This window comes from Sphingobium sp. FW306-1B-F04DB, from assembly GCF_058781925.1.
The window spans coordinates 33,972-55,483 of record NZ_JBYSXE010000003.1; the positions used below are offsets into that span (position 1 = coordinate 33,972).

The 21,512-nt window shown below is 66.1% G+C and carries 25 protein-coding genes; 20 read left to right on the forward strand and 5 right to left on the reverse strand.

Translation table 11 applies throughout. From position 1 onward, the window contains the following. Positions 1–3: 3 nt before the first annotated feature. Entirely contained in the window at positions 4–1,500 is a 1,497-nt protein-coding gene (locus tag AC3WJD_RS03060; protein WP_492744411.1) for a CoA-acylating methylmalonate-semialdehyde dehydrogenase, read from the reverse strand. A 122-nt stretch (positions 1,501–1,622) separates the two neighbouring features. Between AC3WJD_RS03060 and AC3WJD_RS03065 the strand changes: the two genes are divergently transcribed. From AC3WJD_RS03065 to AC3WJD_RS03125, 13 genes are all read left to right on the forward strand, one after another. After that, positions 1,623–2,501: a LysR family transcriptional regulator gene (locus tag AC3WJD_RS03065; RefSeq protein ID WP_492744413.1), complete on the forward strand. Its 879-nt coding sequence runs from the start codon at positions 1,623–1,625 to the stop codon at positions 2,499–2,501. A gap of 85 nt (positions 2,502–2,586) precedes the next feature. Continuing rightward, positions 2,587–4,002 carry an MATE family efflux transporter gene (locus AC3WJD_RS03070; RefSeq protein ID WP_492744415.1) on the forward strand — a complete coding sequence of 472 codons (1,416 nt, stop codon included), beginning with the start codon at positions 2,587–2,589 and terminating at the stop codon, positions 4,000–4,002. A gap of 334 nt (positions 4,003–4,336) precedes the next feature. Then, the gene (locus AC3WJD_RS03075) at positions 4,337–4,621 is read left to right on the forward strand and encodes a GNAT family N-acetyltransferase (protein ID WP_492744416.1); all 285 of its coding nucleotides are present in this window, start codon (positions 4,337–4,339) and stop codon (positions 4,619–4,621) included. A 24-nt stretch (positions 4,622–4,645) separates the two neighbouring features. Beyond that, positions 4,646–5,536, forward strand: a complete 891-nt coding sequence (locus tag AC3WJD_RS03080; RefSeq protein WP_492744418.1) for a pirin family protein — start codon at positions 4,646–4,648, stop codon at positions 5,534–5,536. 37 nt (positions 5,537–5,573) lie between these two features. Then, positions 5,574–5,975 (forward strand): OsmC family protein, encoded by a 402-nt coding sequence (locus tag AC3WJD_RS03085; RefSeq protein WP_492744582.1) that lies wholly within the window; start codon positions 5,574–5,576, stop codon positions 5,973–5,975. 53 nt (positions 5,976–6,028) lie between these two features. Beyond that, entirely contained in the window at positions 6,029–6,529 is a 501-nt protein-coding gene (locus AC3WJD_RS03090) for an NADPH-dependent FMN reductase (RefSeq protein ID WP_492744584.1), read from the forward strand. Between the two features lie 116 nt (positions 6,530–6,645). Continuing rightward, entirely contained in the window at positions 6,646–7,266 is a 621-nt protein-coding gene (locus tag AC3WJD_RS03095) for a hypothetical protein (RefSeq protein WP_492744419.1), read from the forward strand. Between the two features lie 127 nt (positions 7,267–7,393). Beyond that, positions 7,394–7,771 (forward strand): fluoride efflux transporter CrcB, encoded by a 378-nt coding sequence (gene crcB, locus AC3WJD_RS03100; protein WP_492744421.1) that lies wholly within the window; start codon positions 7,394–7,396, stop codon positions 7,769–7,771. Further along, complete coding sequence (locus AC3WJD_RS03105; RefSeq protein WP_492744422.1) at positions 7,768–8,871, forward strand: RluA family pseudouridine synthase; 1,104 nt, start codon at positions 7,768–7,770, stop codon at positions 8,869–8,871. Before crcB ends, AC3WJD_RS03105 begins: the two co-directional genes overlap by 4 nt. Further along, positions 8,871–9,473 carry an FMN-binding negative transcriptional regulator gene (locus AC3WJD_RS03110; protein WP_492744424.1) on the forward strand — a complete coding sequence of 201 codons (603 nt, stop codon included), beginning with the start codon at positions 8,871–8,873 and terminating at the stop codon, positions 9,471–9,473. The genes AC3WJD_RS03105 and AC3WJD_RS03110 overlap by 1 nt, the downstream gene beginning before the upstream one ends. After that, a complete protein-coding gene (locus AC3WJD_RS03115; protein WP_492744425.1) occupies positions 9,470–10,132 on the forward strand; it encodes an HAD-IA family hydrolase in 663 nt (220 codons plus the stop codon). The genes AC3WJD_RS03110 and AC3WJD_RS03115 overlap by 4 nt, the downstream gene beginning before the upstream one ends. Then, positions 10,129–10,356, forward strand: a complete 228-nt coding sequence (locus AC3WJD_RS03120; RefSeq protein ID WP_492744426.1) for a hypothetical protein — start codon at positions 10,129–10,131, stop codon at positions 10,354–10,356. The genes AC3WJD_RS03115 and AC3WJD_RS03120 overlap by 4 nt, the downstream gene beginning before the upstream one ends. After that, the gene (locus AC3WJD_RS03125) at positions 10,353–11,045 is read left to right on the forward strand and encodes an ATP12 family chaperone protein (RefSeq protein ID WP_492744427.1); all 693 of its coding nucleotides are present in this window, start codon (positions 10,353–10,355) and stop codon (positions 11,043–11,045) included. Before AC3WJD_RS03120 ends, AC3WJD_RS03125 begins: the two co-directional genes overlap by 4 nt. On the opposite strand, the gene AC3WJD_RS03130 is transcribed toward AC3WJD_RS03125, so the two are convergent. After that, positions 11,037–12,134 carry an alkene reductase gene (locus AC3WJD_RS03130; RefSeq protein WP_492744429.1) on the reverse strand — a complete coding sequence of 366 codons (1,098 nt, stop codon included), beginning with the start codon at positions 12,132–12,134 and terminating at the stop codon, positions 11,037–11,039. The genes AC3WJD_RS03125 and AC3WJD_RS03130 overlap by 9 nt on opposite strands. A 56-nt stretch (positions 12,135–12,190) precedes the next feature. Here AC3WJD_RS03130 and AC3WJD_RS03135 point away from each other — a divergent pair, with 56 nt between their 5' ends. Continuing rightward, on the forward strand, positions 12,191–13,093 hold the full coding sequence (locus tag AC3WJD_RS03135; RefSeq protein WP_492744430.1) for a DMT family transporter: 903 nt from the start codon (positions 12,191–12,193) through the stop codon (positions 13,091–13,093). Positions 13,094–13,103: 10 nt separating this feature from the next. Here the strand turns inward: AC3WJD_RS03135 and AC3WJD_RS03140 are convergent, their stop codons facing one another. Beyond that, positions 13,104–13,679 (reverse strand): urate hydroxylase PuuD, encoded by a 576-nt coding sequence (locus AC3WJD_RS03140; protein WP_492744431.1) that lies wholly within the window; start codon positions 13,677–13,679, stop codon positions 13,104–13,106. 110 nt (positions 13,680–13,789) lie between these two features. Here AC3WJD_RS03140 and AC3WJD_RS03145 point away from each other — a divergent pair, with 110 nt between their 5' ends. From AC3WJD_RS03145 to ssb, 4 genes are all read left to right on the forward strand, one after another. Then, entirely contained in the window at positions 13,790–14,482 is a 693-nt protein-coding gene (locus AC3WJD_RS03145; protein ID WP_492744433.1) for a COQ9 family protein, read from the forward strand. A gap of 74 nt (positions 14,483–14,556) precedes the next feature. Further along, entirely contained in the window at positions 14,557–14,805 is a 249-nt protein-coding gene (locus AC3WJD_RS03150) for a FeoA family protein (RefSeq protein WP_492744435.1), read from the forward strand. Between the two features lie 11 nt (positions 14,806–14,816). After that, a complete protein-coding gene (gene feoB / locus AC3WJD_RS03155; protein ID WP_492744586.1) occupies positions 14,817–16,655 on the forward strand; it encodes a ferrous iron transporter B in 1,839 nt (612 codons plus the stop codon). Positions 16,656–16,669: 14 nt separating this feature from the next. Beyond that, positions 16,670–17,188: a single-stranded DNA-binding protein gene (gene ssb / locus AC3WJD_RS03160; RefSeq protein ID WP_492744436.1), complete on the forward strand. Its 519-nt coding sequence runs from the start codon at positions 16,670–16,672 to the stop codon at positions 17,186–17,188. A 73-nt stretch (positions 17,189–17,261) separates the two neighbouring features. Here the strand turns inward: ssb and AC3WJD_RS03165 are convergent, their stop codons facing one another. Continuing rightward, positions 17,262–17,471, reverse strand: coding sequence for a hypothetical protein (locus AC3WJD_RS03165; RefSeq protein WP_492744437.1), 210 nt, complete (start codon positions 17,469–17,471; stop codon positions 17,262–17,264). Positions 17,472–17,537: 66 nt separating this feature from the next. Beyond that, positions 17,538–17,684, reverse strand: coding sequence for a hypothetical protein (locus tag AC3WJD_RS03170; RefSeq protein ID WP_492744439.1), 147 nt, complete (start codon positions 17,682–17,684; stop codon positions 17,538–17,540). 321 nt (positions 17,685–18,005) lie between these two features. Here AC3WJD_RS03170 and AC3WJD_RS03175 point away from each other — a divergent pair, with 321 nt between their 5' ends. Together AC3WJD_RS03175 and acnA are read left to right on the forward strand one after the other, a co-directional pair. Continuing rightward, positions 18,006–18,563, forward strand: a complete 558-nt coding sequence (locus AC3WJD_RS03175; protein ID WP_492744441.1) for a hypothetical protein — start codon at positions 18,006–18,008, stop codon at positions 18,561–18,563. Positions 18,564–18,693: 130 nt separating this feature from the next. After that, positions 18,694–21,366 (forward strand): aconitate hydratase AcnA, encoded by a 2,673-nt coding sequence (gene acnA, locus AC3WJD_RS03180; protein WP_492744443.1) that lies wholly within the window; start codon positions 18,694–18,696, stop codon positions 21,364–21,366. Positions 21,367–21,512: the final 146 nt, after the last annotated feature.

Consider the following 21,512-nt stretch of genomic DNA (forward strand, 5'->3'; position numbering starts at 1 on the left):
GCGTTACCCCATCGTCGGAATGACGAAGGCGTTGCTACCATCGGGCGAGCCGTCGGGCCAGCGCTGGGTGATCGTCTTGGTCTTGGTCCAGAAGCGGACGCCCTCCATGCCGTGCTGGTTGATGTCGCCGAATGCCGAGCGCTTCCAGCCGCCGAAGCTGTGATAGGCGACGGGCACGGGGATAGGGACGTTGATGCCGACCATGCCGACATTGACGCGGTGCGCGAATTCGCGCGCGGCATGGCCGTTGCGCGTGAAGATCGCGACGCCGTTGCCGTACTGATGCTCGCTCGGAAGACGCAGCGCCTCCTCGAAATCATGGGCCCGGACGATCTGGAGCACGGGGCCGAAAATCTCTTCCTTGTAGCTCTCCATCGTCGGCTTGACATAGTCGAACAGCGACGGGCCGATGAAGAAGCCTTCCTCATGGCCCTGCAGCTTGAAGCCGCGGCCGTCGACGACGAGCTCGGCGCCTTCGTCGACACCCTTCTGGATCCAGTTCTCTACACGCTGCTTGTGCGCGGCGTTGACGACGGGGCCGTAATGCGCCTCGGCATCGGTCGACACGCCGACGCGCAGCTTGCGGATCGCAGGGATCAGCGCCTCGCGCAGTTCGTTGGCGGTCTTTTCACCAACCGGCACGACGACGGGCAGCGCCATGCAGCGCTCGCCCGCAGAGCCGAAGGCAGCGCCCGACAGGTCGTTCACCACCTGGTCGAGATCGGCGTCGGGCATGACGATGCCGTGATTCTTGGCACCGCCCATCGCCTGGACGCGCTTTCCGGCCGCGACGCCGCGCTGATAGATGTAATGCGCGACGTCCGACGAGCCGACGAAGCTGACCGCCGAGATCGCGGGATGATCGAGGATGGCATCGACCATTTCCTTGTCGCCGTGCACGACCTGGAGGATGCCTTCGGGCAATCCCGCTTCCTGAAACAGTTCGGCAAGTCGCACGGGCACCGAGGGATCGCGCTCGGAGGGCTTGAGCAGGAATGCGTTGCCCGTTGCGATGGCGACCCCCGACATCCACAGCGGGATCATCGCGGGGAAGTTGAAGGGGGTGATGCCGGCGCCGATGCCGAGCGGCTGGCGCATCGAATAGACGTCGATGCCGGGGCCGGCGCCCTGGGTGTACTCGCCCTTTAGCGCATGGGGGATGCCGCAGCAGAACTCGATGACCTCGAGCCCGCGCTGGATGTCGCCTTTGGCATCGGCGATGACCTTGCCATGCTCGGAGGAGAGCAGGTGCGCGAGCTCGTCCATGTGCTTTTCGACGAGCGCCTTGAAGTTGAACATGACGCGCGCGCGGCGCTGCGGATTGGTCGCGGCCCAGGCGGGCTGCGCCTTCTGCGCGGCGGCGACCGCGGCGTCGAGCACCGCTTGGTCGCCCAGTGCTACACGCGCCTGGATCTGGCCGCTATTGGGATCGAAGACGTCGCCGAAGCGCGCGCCTTCGGACGCGAGCGCGGTGGCGAGCTTGTGCGTGATCTGACGCATCGGGGCATCCTCTCGAAGATGACGGGGTGTTTTATCAGGCATGTCATCGGCCATTGTGAATTTGCACGCAACCCGACATATCTGCAGGCTGTTCATGCAATTTTGCAGCACGGGACGGGGCGATGTTCGACTGGGACGATCTGCGCGTTTTCCTTGCGGTCGCGCGCGCACGGCGGATTGCGCCCGCGGCGCGCGGGCTGGGCGTCGATGCGACGACCGTAGGGCGGCGGCTGGCGCGGCTCTCCGAGCAGCTCGGTGCGCAGCTCTTCGAAAACGCCGGGGGTGAAAGGCTCCTCACCGAGCGCGGGCAGACACTGTTTGCGCGCGCCGAGGCGATCGAGAGCACCGCGCTCGCCGCGATGGGCGAGGTCACAGGCGACTCGCGCAGCCTTTCGGGGCAGGTCCGGCTGAGCGTGGCAGAGGGCTTCGCGACCTGGGTGCTCGCCCCCGCGCTCCCCGAATTCCACCGGACGCATCCGGATATTCAGCTCGACCTCATCACCGCATCGGGTTTCCTCAACCCGTCCAAGCGTGAGGCCGATATCGCCGTGATGCTCGCGCGCCCGCGCAGCGGTCGGCTGGTCGCCGCCAAACTCAGCGACTATCGCCTGCGGCTTTATGCCACGCGCAGTTATCTTGAAGCCCACGGCACCCCCGGACAGGTCGAGCAACTGGCCCGCCATACGCTCGTCAGCTATGTCCCCGAGTTCATCTATTCGCCCGAGCTCGACTATCTGGGTGAGATCGGCAGCGGGCTTGAACCGCGGCTCAGGAGCACGAGCATCAACATCCAGCACCGTCTGATCGCGGGCGGCGCAGGCATCGGCGTGTTGCCGACCTTCATCGGCGATCGTGACCCGTTGCTGGTCCCCGTCATGGCGGGCGAGCGCGAGATACGGCGCAGCTTCTGGCTGGTGACGCACGCCGATACGCGCGGGCTCGCGCGTATCGAGGCGGTTGCCGCGCTGCTCAGGCAATGCACCACGGGCCTCAACGACTGAGGCCCCGCGACCCGGCCCATTTCCAATCGACCGGCGGACTGGCATAGGAGCCGGCCCGCCGGTCGTTGCGGGACGGAGATTTTCGATGGCCACGTCGGCTTTGCAGCAGGAAAGGGGCGCCTGGGGACAGGAAGCGCGCGCGATGATCGTGCTTGCGCTGCCGCTCATCCTGGGCAACCTCGCGTGGGCGACGATCCACGCCACCGACCTGATCCTCGTCGGCAGGCTCGGTGCTGACACGCTCGCCGCCGCGGCGCTCGGCGTCAATCTCTACAACGCCTTCTTGATCTTCGGCATGGGGCTGGTGATGGCGGCATCACCGCTGATCGCCAGCGAACGCGGGCGCCGGCTCCATTCGGTGCGCGATATTCGCCGCACGGTGCGCCAGACGATGTGGGCGGCCGCCACGATCTGCGTGCCGATCTGGGCCGTGCTCTGGCACGGCGAGGCGATCCTGCTCGCCATGGGGCAGGATCCCGCGCTGTCGGCCGATGCGGGCATTTTCCTGCGCGCGCTGCAATGGGCGCTGTTTCCCTTCCTGCTCCACCTGACGCTCAGAAACTATATCTCCGCGCTCGAACGGCCGGTCTGGGGCGTGGTCGTCGTCGTCGCGACGGTGGCGTTCAACCTGCTCGTCTGCTGGATCCTGATCTTCGGCAAGTTCGGCGCACCCGCACTGGGGCTGGTCGGGGCGGGGATCGGCAGCAGCCTGTCGGGCTTCTTCATGTTCTTCGGGATGCTTGCGGTGGTGTATGGCGACCGGCGCTTCCGCCGCTACCACCTGTTCGGGCGTTTCTGGGTGCCCGACTGGCCGCGCTATCGCGACGTGTGGAGGCTCGGCCTGCCGATCGCAGTGACGCTGGGGCTCGAGGTGACGGTGTTCAATGCCGCTGTGTTCCTGATGGGGCTGATCGACAAGCCCTCGCTCGCCGCGCACGCGATCGCGATCCAGATCGCCGCCTTGTCCTTCATGGTGCCGATGGGTCTGGCGCAGGCGGGCACGGTCCGCGTCGGTATCGGCCATGGCCGGCGTGACCCTGCGATGATCGCGCGCGCGGGCTGGCTGGCGCTGGCGATGGGTGTGGGCTTCATGTGTACCACCGCGATCCTGCTGATCACCGCGCCGCGGCTGCTGATCGGGATATTCCTCGACCTTGGTGACCCCGCCAATGCCCGTGTCGCGACGCTCGCGGTCTCGTTCCTCGCGGTCGCCGCGCTGTTCCAGATCGTTGACGGCGCGCAGGTGGTGGGCGCGGGTATATTGCGCGGGCTCCACGACACCAAGGTGCCGATGCTGTACGCCGCGGTCGGCTATTGGGTGATCGGCATCGGCGTCGGCACCGTGCTGGCGTTCCCGCTCGGCCTGCGCGGCGTAGGCATCTGGCTCGGGCTCGCCAGCGGCCTCGCTGCGGTCGCGATACTGATGGCCACCCGCTGGATGCGGCGCGAAAGGCTGGGGCTGGTTCCGCATCGGATCCCGGCGGGCGCCGCGATGCCCTGATCGCACGATGAATTGTCAAACAATGTGCAATTTCGGCACTGGACAGCCGCCGCGGCCGAAAATATCGCGCGCGCCATGCGTATCAGAAAGTATCTGTGTGGCGTTCTCGGGCATCTCCGTTCAAGGGAACGCGCCTTCTCTGATGACCGTGGCCGCTGGATCAGCGAATGCGTGCATTGCTCGACTCGCCTGCACCGCTGCCACGATCGCAAATGGCGACCGCTGGTTGACACCGAATAGGCGTGGCCGCCACCGCCCTTCTTTCATGCGCTTTCGCGGATTATAGCAGCACCAGCGGTTCCGCTGGTCACCACGCCGCCCGGGAGTAAAGTCCATGCCGTCAGACGTTGTCGACAATCCCGCGCAGCACCGCTTCGAGCTCGCGATCGAGGGCAGCGAAGAGGTCGCCGCGGCCTATTACCGGATCGAGGATGATCGCGTGTTCCTGACGCATACCGAGGTGCCCTTCGCCTTTTCGGGGCGCGGTATCGGGTCGGAGCTCGCGCGCGGCGTGTTCGAGGCGATCCGTGCGAGCGGGCGCAAGGCGATGCTCAGATGCAGCTTCATGGTCGCCTATGCGGCGCGGCATCCGGAATTTGGCGATATCGTCGATGGATAGATTTTTGATGCGAAGGAGATCGCGATGATCGAGATGCTCATCCAGCAGCGTCGCCGCAGCCTGGGCGGATTCGATGTCGGGCGCGTGCTGCCCTTCGCCAGGCGCCGGATGGTCGGACCCTTCGTCTTCTTCGACCATATGGGCCCGCTCGACCTCGAGGCGGGCGTATCGCGCTCGGTCGATGTCCGGCCACATCCGCACATCGGCCTGTCGACGGTCACCTATCTTTTCTCGGGCGAGATCATGCACCGCGACAGCGTTGGCTCGGAACAGGCGATCCGCCCGGGCGAGGTCAACTGGATGGTGGCGGGCAGCGGCATCGCGCATTCGGAGCGTTTCGAGCGCGCGCGCCGCGAGGGCGACCATGTCCATGGCATCCAGGCCTGGGTCGCGCTGCCCACCGCCGACGAGGAAACCGATCCCGGCTTTGCCCATCATGAAGGCGACGACCTGCCGACCTGGAGCGAGGCGGGGGTGCGCGGGCGCCTGATCGCGGGCGAGGCGTTCGGGCTGCGCGCGGCGGTGCGCACGCATTCGCCGCTATTCTACGCGCATCTCGACATGGATGCGGGTGCGCGCGCGGCGCTGCCCGACGGACACAGCGAGCGCGCCTTCTATGTGAGCGCAGGCGCGATCGAGATCGACGGGCAGCCTCATGAGGCGGGGGACATGCTCGTCATGGCGCCGGGCGCGGCCGACTTCACCGCGCTCGAGCCGTCGCAGATCATGATGCTTGGCGGCGAGCCGCTGGGCGAGCGTTTCCTTTTCTGGAATTTCGTCTCCTCGTCAAAGGACCGGCTCGAACAGGCCAAGGCCGACTGGCGGGCGGGGCGGATGAAGCTGCCCGACCTCGATCATGACGAATTCATCCCGCTGCCCGAGGAACCCGTTCGCGCACCCGCCGCGGCATCGTGAGGGGGCTGGCGCGATGACCGGTCCCGCATCCCTGCTGATAGCCAAGGCAAGCGCGCATATCGGCGAAACGCGCTACGCCGTCGCCATCAAGGCCGGGCATCACGATTTGACCGCCGATGAGCACAAGAAGCTGGGCGGCGAGGACAGCGGCCCGCCCCCCTTCGGACTGCTGCTCTCGGCATTGGGCGCGTGCACGGCGATCACGCTCAGAATGTACGCCGAGCGCAAGGGCTGGCCGCTCGAGTCGCTCGATGTCGATCTGCGCTATCTCAGGTCGGACGCGGGCGACCATATCGAGCGGTTACTGAAACCCGTCGGCGCCCTCTCCGACGACCAGCGCGCGCGGCTTGCCGACGTCGCCGAGCGCACGCCGGTAACGCTAGCGATCAAGGGCGGGGTCGCGATCGACACCCGGATCGAGGGCAGTGCAGCGGCATGATTCGCGTGCTCGGCATAGCAGGCAGCCTCAGGCGCCAGTCGTAAAATCGCGCGCTGCTCGCCGCGGCGGCCAATCTGATGCCCGCCGAAGCGACGCTCGACATCGCCTCGATCGAAGCCATCCCGCTTTACGATGCCGATCTTGAGACAGCGGAGGGCATCCCCGCAGCGGTCGCCGCGCTCAAGGATGCGATCGCAGGCGCCGATGCGCTGCTGCTCGCCACGCCTGAATATAACAACGGCATCCCGGGGGTGTTCAAGAACGTGATCGACTGGGCATCACGCCCGCCCGCCGATATCGCCCGTGTCTTCGGCGGAAAGCCCGTCGCAATAATCGGCGCATCGGCCGGCCAGTTCGGCACGGTGCTGGCGCAGAACGACTGGCTGCCGGTGCTGCGTACGCTGGGTACACGGCCATGGTTCGGAGGACGGCTGATGGTGCCCTACGCCGGCAAGGCATTCGATGCCGAAGGCCAGCTCGTCGATCAGGCGGTGCGCGAGCGGCTGCGCAATTTCCTCGCAGGCTTCGTCGCCGCGCTCGAACCGACGGGGTGAGCACGCGTGTCCCGATTCGGAACAGGGGCGCGGCCGATCGGGAAAATCATCGCTTTTTCCCAGGTCTTTATTAATCTTTCCGTGGCTTAGGCTGGAGCTCAGGAGGATCGCTGCCCATGGCCCGCATTGTTCTTTCGGCTTCGACATGGCTGCTCGCCGCATCGCTCATGCTGGGCGCGTGCAGCGGCGAGACGGATCGCGCCGCGGACGACGGCAATGTCGCCGATGCCTCGCTCGAACAGCAGATCGTGGTCGATCCCGCACGCGCCGGCGGCGCGCCGGCGCTCGGCCCCAAACCCGGCGCTACCGAACTCGGTACGCTCAAGCGCGCTCCCACACCGGGGTCGTCGCCTGCCCCGGTCACGGTGCCGGCAGCAGCGCCGGCCGATGGTAGCAGCGGCTGCACCACCGGACTGGCCGAAGGCGCTGCCTGGGCAGCAAAGCTCCCCGCCGACCTGCCGCTCTTTCCGCGCGCGCGCGTCAGCGAGGCCTCGGGCAAGGCGGAGGGGGGTTGCCGCGCGGTCACCTTCGCCACCGCGGCGAGCGTCGATCAGGTGGTCGACTATTATTACACGCGCGCGATTGCGGCGGGCTTCACGGCCGAACACCTGCTGCAGGACAAGGAACACGTCCTGGGCGGGACGCGTGGGCGCGACGGCGGCGCCTATTACTTGCTCGCGCGCGCACTTCCGGGCGGCGGCACCGAGGTCGATCTGATCACCAATAACGGCCGCTGAGGCGCCCCGCGCGACAAGAGTGCAGTCGCCGGCGCATTTGGGCAGATTTTGATCGGGGTCTGATTCACGCTTTCGGGGGAAGCGCAAAGCGCTTCCCCCTCAAACGATCAGGCTCTAAAGGCGCCGCATGCGGAACCTCATCCTCGTCATGCTCGGCGGTGCCCTCGGCAGCGCGGCGCGCTTCGGCGTCGGCCGGCTGACGCTTCAGCAGCTCGGCCCTCATTACCCCTGGGGCACGCTGATCGTGAATCTGGTTGGCGGCTTCGCGATGGGGGTGCTCGCCGGATTGCTCGCGCGCTTCGGAGAGGGGCCTGCGGGCTACCGCCATTTCATCGGCATCGGCTTGCTCGGCGGCTTCACCACCTTTTCCGCGTTCAGCCTCGATGCCGCGAACATGATCGAGCGCGGCGCGCCGGGGGACGCCGCGCTTTACGCGCTCGTCTCGGTGATCGGCTCGATTGCGGCTCTGTTTGCGGGGCTCTGGATGGTAAGGGCTTTCGCATGACCAAGACGATTCCCACCGACGTCCGCCAGTTCACCGTGGCCGACGACGATGACGGCATCCGCCTCGACCGCTGGTTCAAGCGGCACATGCCCGATGTCAGCTTCAACCTTGTCTCGCGCTGGGCGCGGACGGGCCAGCTGCGCGTCGACGGCAAGCGCGCTGCGCCGGGCGACCGGATCGAGGCGGGGCAGGTGCTCCGCGTACCCCCGGCCGAGCCCGCCAAGGCCGAGACCGCGAAGCCCAAACGCGAGCGCGCGCAACTGAGCGAGGACCAGAGCGCCTTCGCCGAGTCACTGGTGATCCACAAGGATCGCTCGGCGCTGGTCATCAACAAGCCGCCCGGGCTTGCGACGCAGGGCGGCACCAAGACCGCCGAACATGTCGACGGGCTGCTCGACGCACTGGTCTTCGAGGCCGAAGGGCGGCCCAAGCTAGTCCACCGGCTCGACAAGGATACATCGGGCGCGCTGCTGCTCGCGCGTTCGTCGCGCGCGGCGGCGAGCTTCGCCAAGAGCTTTTCCAGCCGCACCGCGCGCAAGGTCTATTGGGCGCTCGTCGTCGGCGTCCCCGATATCGACGACGGCATGATCGAACTGCCGCTCGCCAAGCAGCCGGGCACGGGCGGCGAGAAGATGCATGTCGACGAGAAGGAGGGGCCGCCCGCGCGCACGCGCTACCGCGTGATCGAGCGCGCAGGCAACCGCGCGGCCTGGGTCGAGCTCCAGCCCTTTACCGGGCGGACGCACCAGCTGCGTGTGCACATGGCGGCGATCGGCCACCCGATCGTCGGCGACGGCAAATATGGCGGCAAGGAAGCCTTTCTGAGCGGCGGGATCAGCCGCAAGATGCACCTCCATGCGCGCCGCATCCGCATCGACCATCCCGATGGCGGGCAGGTCGACGTCACCGCCGAGCTTCCCCGGCACTTCGCCGAGAGCATCGACACGCTGGGCTTCGATCCCGTGCTTGCCGAAGCGCTGACGATCGACGAGGTCAAATTCTCCGAAACGCCCGAGGGCAAGCGCCGCAAGGCGGCGGCGATCGCGAAGGACAAGCGCAAGGAGCGCAAGGGCGAGAGGCGCGGACGAGGGCGCGGCTGATGCATCCGGCTCCTCATTTCCGCTGGGAGGACCGCGACGCGCTCGCCGCCTTCGTCTCCGAGATCGGCTTCGGCGCGCTGTTCGCGGCGACGCCCGACGGCCCGCGTGTCGCGCATGTGCCCGCGGTGTTCATCGATGATACCATGCTCGGCTTCCATGTCGCGCGCGGCAACGGCATCACGCGCCATCTCGACGGCGCGACCGCGCTCTATGTCGTGCAGGGACCCGACGCCTATATCAGCCCCGACTGGTACGGCGTGGAGGATCAGGTGCCGACCTGGAACTATCTCGCGGTCGAACTCGAGGGCCGCGTACGCAAGATGGAGCGCGAGCAGCTGCTCGACCAGATCGACCGGCTCTCCGCCCTTCACGAGGCGCGGCTCGCGCCCAAGCCCGAATGGACGCGCCACAAGATGACGCCCGGGGCGGTCGACAGGATGCTCGGCGCGATCACCGGCTTCACGCTCGAGATCAGCGCGTGGCGCGGCACCCGGAAGCTCGGCCAGAACAAGCCCGAGGCGGTACGCAATGGCGCTGCCGACGCGCTCGAGGCCGCGGGCCAGCGCGCGGTGGCACACCTGATGCGGAACATGGCGCAATGACCCACCGGCTCGCGCTCTTCGATTGCGACGGCACGCTCGTCGACAGCCAGGCCAATATCTGCATGGCTATGGAGCATTGCTTCGATCAGGCGAGGCTCGTCCCGCCCGATCGCGCCGCCATCCGCCGCATCGTCGGACTGAGCGTGCCGCAGGCGATCGCGGCGCTGCTGCCCGAGGGCGACGCCGCGCTCCACCTTGAGCTGGCCGACAATTACAAGCGCGCCTTTCATGCACTGCGCGGCAAGGGGCTGGTCGACGAACCGCTGTTCGACGGCATTGCCGCCGCGCTCGATGTGCTCGAGGCCGATGGCTGGCTGCTCGGCGTCGCCACGGGCAAGTCCGATCGCGGGCTTGCGCTCTGCCTCGATCATCATGGGCTCAGGAGCCGCTTCGTCACACTCCAGACCGCCGACCGACACCCCTCCAAGCCCCACCCCGCGATGGTCGAGGCGGCGATCGCCGAGGCGGGCGCCGCCCCCGAAACCACGGTGATGATCGGCGACACGAGCTTCGACATAATGATGGGCCGTGCCGCCGCCACGCACGCGCTTGGCGTCGCATGGGGCTACCACGCCCCCGAGGAACTGACCCTCGCGGGCGCGCACGGCATCGCGCGCGGTCCGCGCGACATCCCGGCGCATCTGAAGGAATTCGCATGACCCCCGAGCAACGCGAGGCGCAGGCGCGCACGCGCTATTTCACGATGGTCATCCTGCGCATCACCGGCGCCGCGATGACGATCTTCGGGCTGGTCGTCACCGCGGGCCGTTTCGAGGGCATCCCGCCGCTCGTCGGCTATGTGCTGATCGTGCTCGGGCTGCTCGATGTCGCCCTTGTCCCGACGATGCTGGCACGCCGCTGGCGCACCCCGCCTGCACCATGAAGCGCTTCTACAAGCAGGCCGAAGCGGTCGAGGCTGAGGACGGTTTCGGCATAACGCTCGACGGCCGGCCGGTGCGTACCCCCGGCCGTGCGGCGCTGACGGTGCCGACGCGCGCGCTGGCCGACGCGATCGCCGCCGAATGGATGGCGCAGGGCGACGAGATCGATCCGCGCACGATGCGCTTCACGGGTCTGTCCAACGCCGCGATCGATCGTGTCGCGCCCGATGCCGCGACGTTTGCGGCGGGGCTGTCCGTCTATGGTGAGAGCGACCTGCTCTGCTATCGCGCGGAAGGCCCTGCGGCGCTCGTCGCGCGCCAGGTCGAAGCCTGGGATCCACTGCTCGACTGGGCAGCACAGCGTTATGACGTCGCTTTCGTCACCGCGACGGGAGTCATGCATAGGGCGCAGCATGCGCAGACGCTCGAGCGACTCGCCGCGGCAACCGCGGCCCGCAATCATTTCGCGCTGGCAGGACTGTCGCCGCTGGTGACGATCACCGGGTCGCTGGTGGCAGCTCTCGCGCTCGCCGAGGGCGCGGCCGAGGCAGAGGCAGTGTGGGAAGCCGCGACCGTCGACGAACGCTGGCAGTCCGAGCAATGGGGCGAGGATGCGCTCGCGCAACAGGCGCAGGAAGCGCGCCGCGCCGAATTCATGGCGGCGGCGCGCTTCGTTTCGCTGTCAGGCTGAGACCGGCGCGCCCTCGCGCGCGAAGGGATAATCGATATAGCCCTCGGCGCCCTGGCTGTACCAGGTCGTCATCTCGTCGCCGTTGAGCGGCAGCTTCTCGGCAAGCCGCAGCGGCAGGTCGGGATTGGCGATGAAGGTGCGCCCGAACGAGATCGCATCGGCCAGCCCCGCGTCGAGCGCGGCCTGCGCCTCGGCAAGGCCGAAATCCGAATTGAGCACGAGCGGCGCCTTGAATACCGGCCGGATCGCGGGCGAGACCTTGGGCTGATCGGTGCGCCCGAAGGTGCCTTCGGGGCCGGGCTCGCGCAGTTCGAGAAAGGCGATGCCGATATCGCTGAGCGCCCGCGCCGCTGGGACGAAGACGCTCACCGGATCGCTGTCCTCAACGCCCTGCGTATCGCCATTGGGCGAGAGCCGCACCGCGGTGCGATCGGCGCCGATTTCGCCCGCGACAGCCTGCACGACCTCGTGCAGCAGGCGGATTCGGTTTTCAGGGGAACCGCCATAGTCGTCATCGCGATGGTTGCTGCCGTTGCGCAGGAACTGGTCGATCAGATAGCCATTGGCGGCGTGGATCTGCACGCCGTCGAACCCGGCCGCCTTCGCGTTGCGCGTCGCGCGCGCATAGTCCTCGAGGATGCCCGGAATCTCACTGATGTCGAGCGGGCGTGCCTGTTCATAGGGCTGGCGGCCGTCATAGGTGTGTGCCTTGCCCGGCGCCGTGGTGGCCGAAGCGGAAACGCCGACCGCGCCATTGTTGTAGCTCGAATGGACGACGCGTCCCATGTGCCAGAGCTGCGCGAAGATGCGTCCGCCCGCCTGATGCACCGCCTCGGTCACGGGCTTCCAGGCTTCGGTCTGCTCATCGCTCCACAGTCCGGGCGCATAGGGCCAGCCCAGACCCTGCTGGCTGATCCCCGTCGCCTCGGAGATGATCAGCCCGGCGCTCGCGCGCTGTGCATAATAGGTTTTCATGATTTCGGTCGGCACATGCGCCCGCGTGGCACGCGCGCGGGTGAGCGGCGCCATCAGGACGCGGTTGGGCGCGGAGACCGCGCCGAGCTGTATCGGGTCGAAAAGGCTTGGCATGGAATCAGTCCTTGTTTGCAACGGGACCGCGTGGAGATAGGACGTTAAGGGGAGGCATGCACGAGTCGTCGCCCCAAAGATTTTCTTCCACTGTCACAAATCCGGCTGGGCGTGCATTCGTCGCGCTGCTCGGTGCCAATATCTGCCTTGCCTTCGGCCCGTGGTTCGTCCGGCTGGCCGATGTCGGGCCGACCGCCTCGGCTTTCTGGCGACTGGCGCTCGCGGTGCCCTTTCTGCTCGTCGCGATGCGCGTGCTCGGCGAACGCGTGCCGCGCATGGCGCCGATGCTGTGGTGGCTTGTGGCGCTGTCGGGGCTCTTCTTCGCGAGCGACCTTGCGAGCTGGCACCTCGGCATCCTCAAGACCAAACTTGCCAATGCCACGTTGTTCGGCAACGCCACCAGTCTGATCTTTCCGATCTACGGCTTCCTGGTCGCGCGCGCCTGGCCCAATCGATCGCAGGTCGTGGCGCTGTTGCTCGCCGCGATCGGCGCCGGGCTGCTTATGGGGCGGTCCTACGAGCTTTCGCCCGAAAATCTGGCGGGCGACCTGCTCTGCCTTTTGGCGGGAATCCTCTACACCTTCTACTTCATCGCGATGGCGCGCGCGCGGATGGTGATCGGCCCCTATACCGCGCTGTCGCTGTCGACCGTCGCGGGGATCGCGCCGCTGCTGTTCTTCGCCATACTCTTCGGCGAAACGATCTGGCCGCACAACTGGGGCGTGCTGCTCGGGCTCGCGCTGGTCAGCCAGGTCATCGGCCAGGGACTGATGATCTATTCGCTCGCGCATTTCTCGCCGCTGGTGATCGGGCTTGCGCTGCTCATCCAGCCCGTCGTCTCCGCCGCAATCGGCTGGATCGTCTATGACGAGCGGCTGGGTCTGCTCGATCTGGTCGGCGCGGTCGCGGTCGCGGTCGCGCTGGTGCTGGTCAGGCGGCCCGAGCGCCGGGCCGCCTGAACCGCTTGTATCAGAAGCCCGATTCTGCCGAGATCATGCAGTAGAGCATCGGGATCGAGAGCAGCGTGTTGGTGCGCGAGAACATCATCGCGGTGGACGCCGCCTTGGCTTTGGTCGCGTCGTCCGCCTCGACCAGTCCAAGCGCCTTTTTCTGGTTGGGCCAGATGATGAACCAGACGTTGAACGCCATGATCAGCGCGAGCCACATGCCGATGCCGATCGTGCGGAACGGCGACTGCAACGTGAACGCCTGGTGCGCATAGCCCGCAAGGATCGCGACGATGATGCCCGTCACCACCGTCGCTGCCGCGCCCCAGCGGAACCAGAACAGCGCCGCGGGCGCGATGTACTTGGACACGCCCGGCTTCAGCTCGGCGGGCACCTTGGGCATGGTCGGGATCTGGGTGAAGTTGAAATAATAGAGGTGCCCGATCCACATGATCCCGCTGATCACATGGAGAAAGCGCCAGAAAGGATCCCAAGAAAAGTCACCGCTATACGCCTCCTGCACGCCGAACAGCACCGCCAGCAGCGCGAGCACCCCGACCGTGAGCACCGCATTCAGATTTCCGAAGAATTTTGCCATTTGACCCTCCCTTGTTGCACGCTCGTAACGCTTTTGGCCGAGGCCTATCATGCGCGAGCGGGGGTGTCACGGCCTTGCGGCACGCCCGCCGAGCGCGCATAGGACAGCCGATGACCGGAGACGCAGCCATGTCCCCCCAGCCCGATGCCCTCCCCGCCGATCCCACGCTCGACGAGATCCGCGCGGCGCTTGCCGCGCGTATCCCAGCGCATGCCAGCTTCGACGGCTGGAATGCGGTCGCGCTGGCGCGGGCCGCCGAGGAACTGGGGATTGATGCGGACATTGCCCGGCTCGCCTTTCCCGGTGGCGCGACCGACATGATCGATGGCTGGTTCGCCGCGATCGACCGCGCGATGGAAGCGGCAGTTCCGCCCGATAAGCTCGGCGCGATGAAGATCCGCGACAAGATCACGTCGCTCGTACTTGCCCGGATCGAGACCGTGACGCCGCACCGCGAGGCGTTGCGCCGCGCGTTCGCGATTCTCGCCATGCCGCAGAATGCCGCGCTCGCCGCGCGACTCGGCTGGCGCGCCGCCGATCATATCTGGCACCTCGCGGGCGATACCGCGACCGATTACAACCACTATACCAAACGCGCGATCCTGTCGGGCGTCTATGGTGCGACGCTGATGGTGTTCCTCAACGATGAAAGCGCGGGCCTCGCCGAGACGCGCGGCTTCCTCGCGCGCCGCATTGACGGCGTGATGCGCTTCGAAAAGGCCAAGGCGCAGTTTCTGGCACGGCGCGAGCGGATGCCCAGCCTCTCGCGCTTCATCGGCCGGCTGCGCTATCCCGCGATCTGAAAGCCGGGACTGGCCTTTCGTTCGCGTTATTGATAATCAATCGCATAAGTTTCGACTCCAACGACGGAAACACAGTGCGGCTTGATCAACTGCCCCTGCGCCAGATCGCGCAGATTTCGGAAATCGACTGGACCGCGCTCGCCCCCGGCGAAGCGCGTCGGCTGCGAGAGCTCGGCTTTGGTGAGGGCGTGGCGGTGGAGGTGCGGCATCATTGGCTGTTCCGCCTCGGGCCGATCGCGTGTCGCGTCGGGCGGATGACGGTGGCCCTGCGGCGCAATCAGGCAGCGGCGATCCAGGTAACCGCCCCGGCCGTCGCGCCGTGATCCCCGCCCCGATGATTGCGCTGGTCGGCAATCCCAATGCCGGCAAGAGCGCACTTTTCAACGCACTCACCGGCGCGCGGCAGAAGGTGGGCAACTATCCCGGCGTCACGGTCGAGCGCAAATCGGGACGGATGACGCTGTCCGACGGCCGCCCGGTCGAGCTTGTCGACCTTCCCGGCGCCTACAGTCTGGATCCCGGCAGCCCCGACGAAGCCGTGACGCGCGACGTGGTGCTCGGGCGCCAGGAGGGGGAGAAACGGCCCTCCGCGCTGCTGGTCGTCGTCGACGCGGGCAATCTCGACAATCACCTGCGATTCACGCTCCAGCTCATCGGGCTCGGTTTGCCCGTCGTGGTCGCGCTCAACATGGTCGACCTGGCCGAGCGCGACGGGCTGAAGCTCGACCCTGACGCGCTCGCGCGCGAACTGGGCGTGCCCGTCATCCCTACCGTCGCGGTGCGGCGGCGCGGGCTCGACGAACTCAAGGTCGCGCTCGAAGCGATCGTGGGGGACGGCAGCCCGCCGCCCCATGTGTCCGCGCCACAGGCCGAGGACATCACGCACCTGCAACGCCGTGCGCGCGCTATCTCGGCGGCGGCCACCGTGTCCGAAACGCCCGTACGCCAGATCACGCATCTGCTCGATTCCATCCTGCTTCATCCGGTGGCCGGGCTCTTGGTGATGCTCGCGCTCTTCTTCGTGATGTTCCAGGCGGTGTTCGCCTGGTCCGAAGCGCCGATCGGCTGGATCGAGGAAGGTTTTGTCGCACTGCAGGGCGCGATCAACGCGGCGCTGCCCGATGGCTTCTTCCGTTCGCTGCTCGTCGATGGCGTGATCGCGGGCGTTGGCTCGGTGGTGGTGTTCCTGCCGCAGATCCTCATCCTCTTCTTCTTCATCCTGCTCCTCGAAGGGTCGGGCTATATGGCGCGCGCGGCCTTCCTGATGGATTGGCTGATGGCGCGCGTGGGATTGAACGGCCGCGCCTTCATCCCGCTGCTCAGCTCCTTTGCCTGCGCGATTCCGGGGATCATGGCGACGCGCACGATCGATGATCCCAAGCAGCGGCTGACGACGATCCTGATCGCGCCGCTGATGACCTGCTCGGCACGGCTGCCGGTCTATGGGGTGATCATCGGCGCCTTCATTCCCGCGCGCGATCTTGGCTATGGGATCGGCCTGCAGGGCCTTGTCTGGTTCGGCCTCTATCTGGTCGGCATAGTGGGCGCGATGCTCGTCGCGTTCGTGTTGCGCAATACGATCGCGCGCGGCGCCACGGGCGGCTTCATGATGGAGCTGCCCAAATACCAGATGCCGCGGCTGAGCGATGTCGCGATCGGGCTGTGGCAGCGCGCATGGATCTTCCTGCGGCGCGCGGGCACGATCATCATGATGGTCACGATCACGCTATGGCTGCTGCTCTCCTTCCCGCAGGCGCCCGCGGGGCAGAGCCAGGTCGAGCATTCGGTCGCGGGCCGCATCGCCTCGGGGCTCGAGGTCGTGGTCCACCCGATCGGCTTCAACCATGAGATGGCGCTGGCGATCATCCCCGCGATGGCGGCGCGCGAGGTCGCGGTGTCGGCGCTCGCCACGGTCTATTCGATCGAGAGCGATGACGAGGACGAAGCCGCGCGCTCGCTGGGCACCCAGCTCCAGAGGCGCTGGTCGCTCCCCACCGCGCTCGCCTTCCTGATGTGGTTCGTCTTTGCGCCGCAATGCCTGTCGACCATCGCGGTCATGCGGCGTGAGACCAATGGCTGGAAATGGCCTTCTTTCGCGTTGGCATATCTCTTCACACTTGCTTATGTCGCAGCAGGCGCCACCTTCTGGGGCGCAACGGCTTTGGGACTTTAAGAAGGGATAAGGGCGTGGCTGGCTCGGTGAACAAGGTGATTTTGGTCGGCAATCTGGGCGCCGACCCGGAAGCGCGCTCGTTGAACAATGGCGGCGAGGTCGTGAACCTCTCGATCGCCACCTCGGAGCGCTGGAACGACCGCGACGGCAACAAGCAGGAGCGGACCGAATGGCACCGCGTCGTGATCTTCAACGAGAATCTCGGCAAGATCGCCAAGCAGTATCTGCGCAAGGGCTCGAGCGTCTATCTCGAGGGCCAGCTGCAGACGCGCAAATGGCAGGACAATAACGGGCAGGACAAATATTCGACCGAGGTCGTGCTCCAGCGCTTCCGCGGCGAGCTCGTCCTGCTCGGCGGCCGCGACGAGGGCGCGGGTGCGGGTGGCGGCCGCTCCAGTGACAGCTGGGCAGGCGGCGGCAACGACTTCGGTCGTTCGTCGGGCGGCGGCAGTGATTTCGGCCGTGGTTCGGGCAGCGGCCGCAGCGCGCCGGCGGCGTTCGACAGCGATCTCGACGACGACGTTCCGTTCTGAGGACAGCCTGTCCCGCTCGCCAGCCATGCTGGCGACGCGGGACTCGCCATCAGCGGCCGGATAGCCGCCGAAACTATTTGCTCGCAAACTGCCCCGGTTCGGCGCTGAAATGGTCCTTGGCATGCGCGCGCGCAGCCGCGGCGCTCCTGAAGGTCTCGGCCTGCATCGTCGCGGTGACGATCGGATAGCCCTGCGAATTGTAGCGCGTGTCGCGCACGGTCAGCCGGAAATCGCCATTATCGTCCTTCGCGATCAGAAAGGGGCGGACGGTTTCTCTGGACATGGGATCTCCTTCTTCTGCGAAAAATAAAAAGCCAGGCAAAGCGCGAAGCCTTGCCTGGCGGTTGGGTCAGCCGATCAGATCGGCGACGATCTTCCGAAGTTCCTTGCCCGACAAGGTCGCCGGGCGCGGCTGGCTGCGCTGCGCCGCGTTCGATCGTCGATCGAAGGGGAGCGAGAGCCTGGGACGGGTGGAAACGAAACTGTCTGTATTCATAAAATCCTTTGGCGGCACGGTGCCGCCACATGGTGATAAACGCGCGCGTCGTCCGACGCGCCGCCGCAGGCGCGCGATTGAACAGGGAACCATGATCCAGAAGGAAGCCTGAGCTTCGCGTCAAAATCGCCCGTCATTCCGGCATCCGCAAACGGCGGAACACGGAAAAAGGGGAAGCGCCAGGGTCAGTCGCAAGCGACGTGGGCAATATGCATATAGGGATATGTGGGGGATAATCAATGACGGTGGGGGGCAACTCGGTCATAGAATGATTATGCGGGCTTCACTGGCCAGCGTGCTTTGAGAACGTGGAAGGACCGTGTGAAGCGGCTCGCCGATCTCGGTTTCATCGACGTGAAGTCTGGGCCACTCGGCGAACTATCCTATGCTATATTTTTCAATCCGTATCACGTCATCAAGCGGGCTTATCTCAATAAGCAGGTGCAAGAAGACAAATACCGCGCTCTGATAATTCGTGCGAATCAGATCGGTGCATTCGATCTCGATGATATTGATGATGATGGCAGTTCATCCCGCCTGTGGAAGATGACGAGGATGAAGAAGCCGCAAAGGCAAAGCCTCCCAAAAGGCGTAGCGGTTCTCGCCGGAGCAAGGCTGGCGCCTAAGCTCTTCGCGCTGTCGGTAACGACCTGCCAGCGAAGCCGCCCGGCAGTGACGCCGACTATGGCGATACAAAATACGCGTCCGCTTTTCACTGCGTGGCGGAAAGGCCGACTTTCCTTTTTCGGCCACCCGCTGCCTCGACAAATCCCCCGCGCAGGTGAGCAATTTGTGAAGAGAAGGCCTTTGAGCGCCCATTACCAAATTGCCCCCGGCAATTCGTTCTGGACGCTTCCCCCACACCCCATCCCTTGCTAATGCCGCCGCGACTCTCGCGTTCGCGAACAACGGCATGGGCTAGCCGTCGGACGTCCGGGTCGCGAATTGCCCCCCGGCAATTCGCTCCTCGGCCGTTCCCGCCCATGCCCGGCATTGAAGGAGCCAAGACATGACCGCCATCGGCCAGGATACACTCGCCACCCGCTCCGCGCTCAACGTGGGCGGCAAGACCGTGCATTATTATTCGCTGGCCAAGGCGGCCGCAAAGATCGGCGACGTCTCGCGCCTGCCCTTCTCGATGAAGGTGCTGCTCGAAAACCTGCTCCGCTTCGAGGACGGCGTCACCGTCACCGTCGACGACATCCAGGCGCTCGCCGACTGGCAGAAGGACCCGAGCTCGACTCGCGAGATCCAGTATCGCCCCGCGCGCGTGCTGATGCAGGATTTCACGGGCGTTCCCTGCGTCGTCGATCTGGCCGCGATGCGCGACGCGATGAACAGTCTCGGCGGCGATGCGCAGAAGATCAATCCGCTCGTTCCCGTCCACCTCGTCATCGACCACTCGGTGATGGTCGACGAGTTCGGCACGCCCAAGGCGTTCCAGGACAATGTCGATCTCGAATACAGCCGCAACAACGAGCGCTACGAGTTCCTCAAATGGGGTTCCAAGGCGCTCGACAATTTCAAGGTTGTCCCCCCGGGCACGGGCATCTGCCACCAGGTCAATCTCGAGAATATCGCGCAGGCGGTGTGGACCTCGGTCGATGCGAACGGTGATACCGTCGCCTATCCCGACACCTGCGTCGGTACCGACAGCCACACCACGATGGTCAACGGTCTCGGCGTGCTCGGCTGGGGCGTCGGCGGGATCGAGGCCGAGGCCGCGATGCTCGGCCAGCCCGTCTCGATGCTCATCCCCGAGGTCGTCGGCTTCAAGCTGACGGGCAATCTGGGCGAGGGCATCACCGCCACCGACCTCGTGCTCACCGTCACCCAGATGCTGCGCGCCAAGGGCGTGGTAGGCCGCTTCGTCGAATTCTTCGGCCCCGGTCTCGACGCGCTCTCGCTCGCCGACCGTGCGACGATCGCCAACATGGCGCCCGAATATGGCGCGACCTGCGGCTTTTTCGGCATTGACGACGCGACGCTCGACTATATGCGCCTCACCGGCCGCAGCGACGAGCAGGTCGCGCTCACCGAGGCCTATGCGAAGGAACAGGGCTTCTGGCGTCACGCGGGTGCGCCCGATCCCGTCTTCACCGACACGCTCGAACTCGACATGGCGACCGTCAAGCCGTCGCTCGCTGGCCCCAAGCGCCCGCAGGACAAGGTCGTGCTCGATCAGGTCGACGACGTGTTCAATGCCGATCTGCTCTCGGTCTACAAGAAGGCCGGCCCCGCGCGCGTCGCGGTCGAGGGCAAGGCCCACGACATCGGCGACGGTGACGTCGTGATCGCAGCGATCACGAGCTGCACCAACACCTCGAACCCCAGCGTTCTCGTCGCCGCGGGCCTCGTCGCGCGCAAGGCGCATGCGCTTGGCCTCACCCCCAAGCCCTGGGTCAAGACCTCGCTCGCGCCGGGATCGCAGGTCGTCACCGACTATCTCGACAAGGCGGGGCTGACCGCGGATCTGAACGCCATCGGCTTCAACCTCGTCGGCTATGGCTGCACCACCTGCATCGGCAATTCGGGCCCGCTCGCGCCGACGATCTCGTCGGCGATCAATGGCAACGACATCGTCGCGGCCTCGGTGCTCTCGGGCAACCGCAACTTCGAGGGCCGCGTGTCGCCCGACGTGCGCGCCAACTTCCTCGCCTCGCCCCCGCTCGTCGTCGCCTATGCGCTGAAGGGCACGGTGACCGAGGACATGATCGAAACCCCGCTGGGCAAGGGCTCCGACGGGCAGGACGTGTATCTAAAGGATGTCTGGCCGACCAATGCCGAGGTCCGTGCGCTCATCGACGCCAACATCGACAGTGACATGTTCCGCGCGCGCTATGCGCACGTCTTCACCGGCGACGAGAAGTGGCAGGGCATTTCGGTCGAGGGCTCGGACACCTATGGCTGGCGCGCGGGCAGCACCTATGTCGCCAATCCGCCCTATTTCGAGGGGATGACGATGACCCCGGCGCCGACCGCGGACATCATCGAGGCGAAGCCGCTCGCGATCTTCGCCGATTCGATCACCACCGATCACATCAGCCCCGCGGGTAGCATCAAGGCCGACAGTCCTGCCGGAATTTACCTGCAAGATCATCAGGTTAGCAAGGCAGACTTCAACAGCTACGGCGCCCGCCGCGGCAACCACGAAGTCATGATGCGCGGGACCTTCGCGAATATTCGCATCAGGAACGAGATGCTCCCGGGGGTCGAGGGCGGCTATTCGGCGTACAAGGGCGAGCAGATGGCGATCTACGACGCCGCGATGCGCTACAAGGCCGACGGTACCCCGCTCGTCGTGATCGCGGGCAAGGAATATGGCACCGGCTCGTCGCGTGACTGGGCGGCGAAGGGCACCAACCTGCTCGGCGTCCGCGCGGTGATCGCCGAGAGCTTCGAGCGTATCCACCGCTCGAACCTCGTCGGCATGGGCGTGCTCCCGCTGCAGTTCGCAGACGGCGTCGATCGCAAGACGCTCAAGCTCGACGGCAGCGAGACCTTCACGATCGAGAATGTCGCAGGCCTCAAGCCGCGCCAGAGCGTCAGCGTGAAGCTCAAGCGCGCCGACGGCTCAAGCGAGACCTTCGAGACGCTGTGCCGGATCGATACCGTCAACGAGCTCGAATATTTCCTCAACGGCGGCATCCTGCAGTACGTGCTGAGGAAGCTGGCGGCGTAAAGTTTTCGTTCCTCCCCAAGCTCGCGTGGGGAGGAGGACCATGCGAAGCATGGTGGAGAGGTCGAGCTCCGAGCTTGCCCCTCCACCGGACTTCGTCCGGTCCCCCTCCCCGAGACGAGCTCGGGGAGGAACAACGATCACCAATA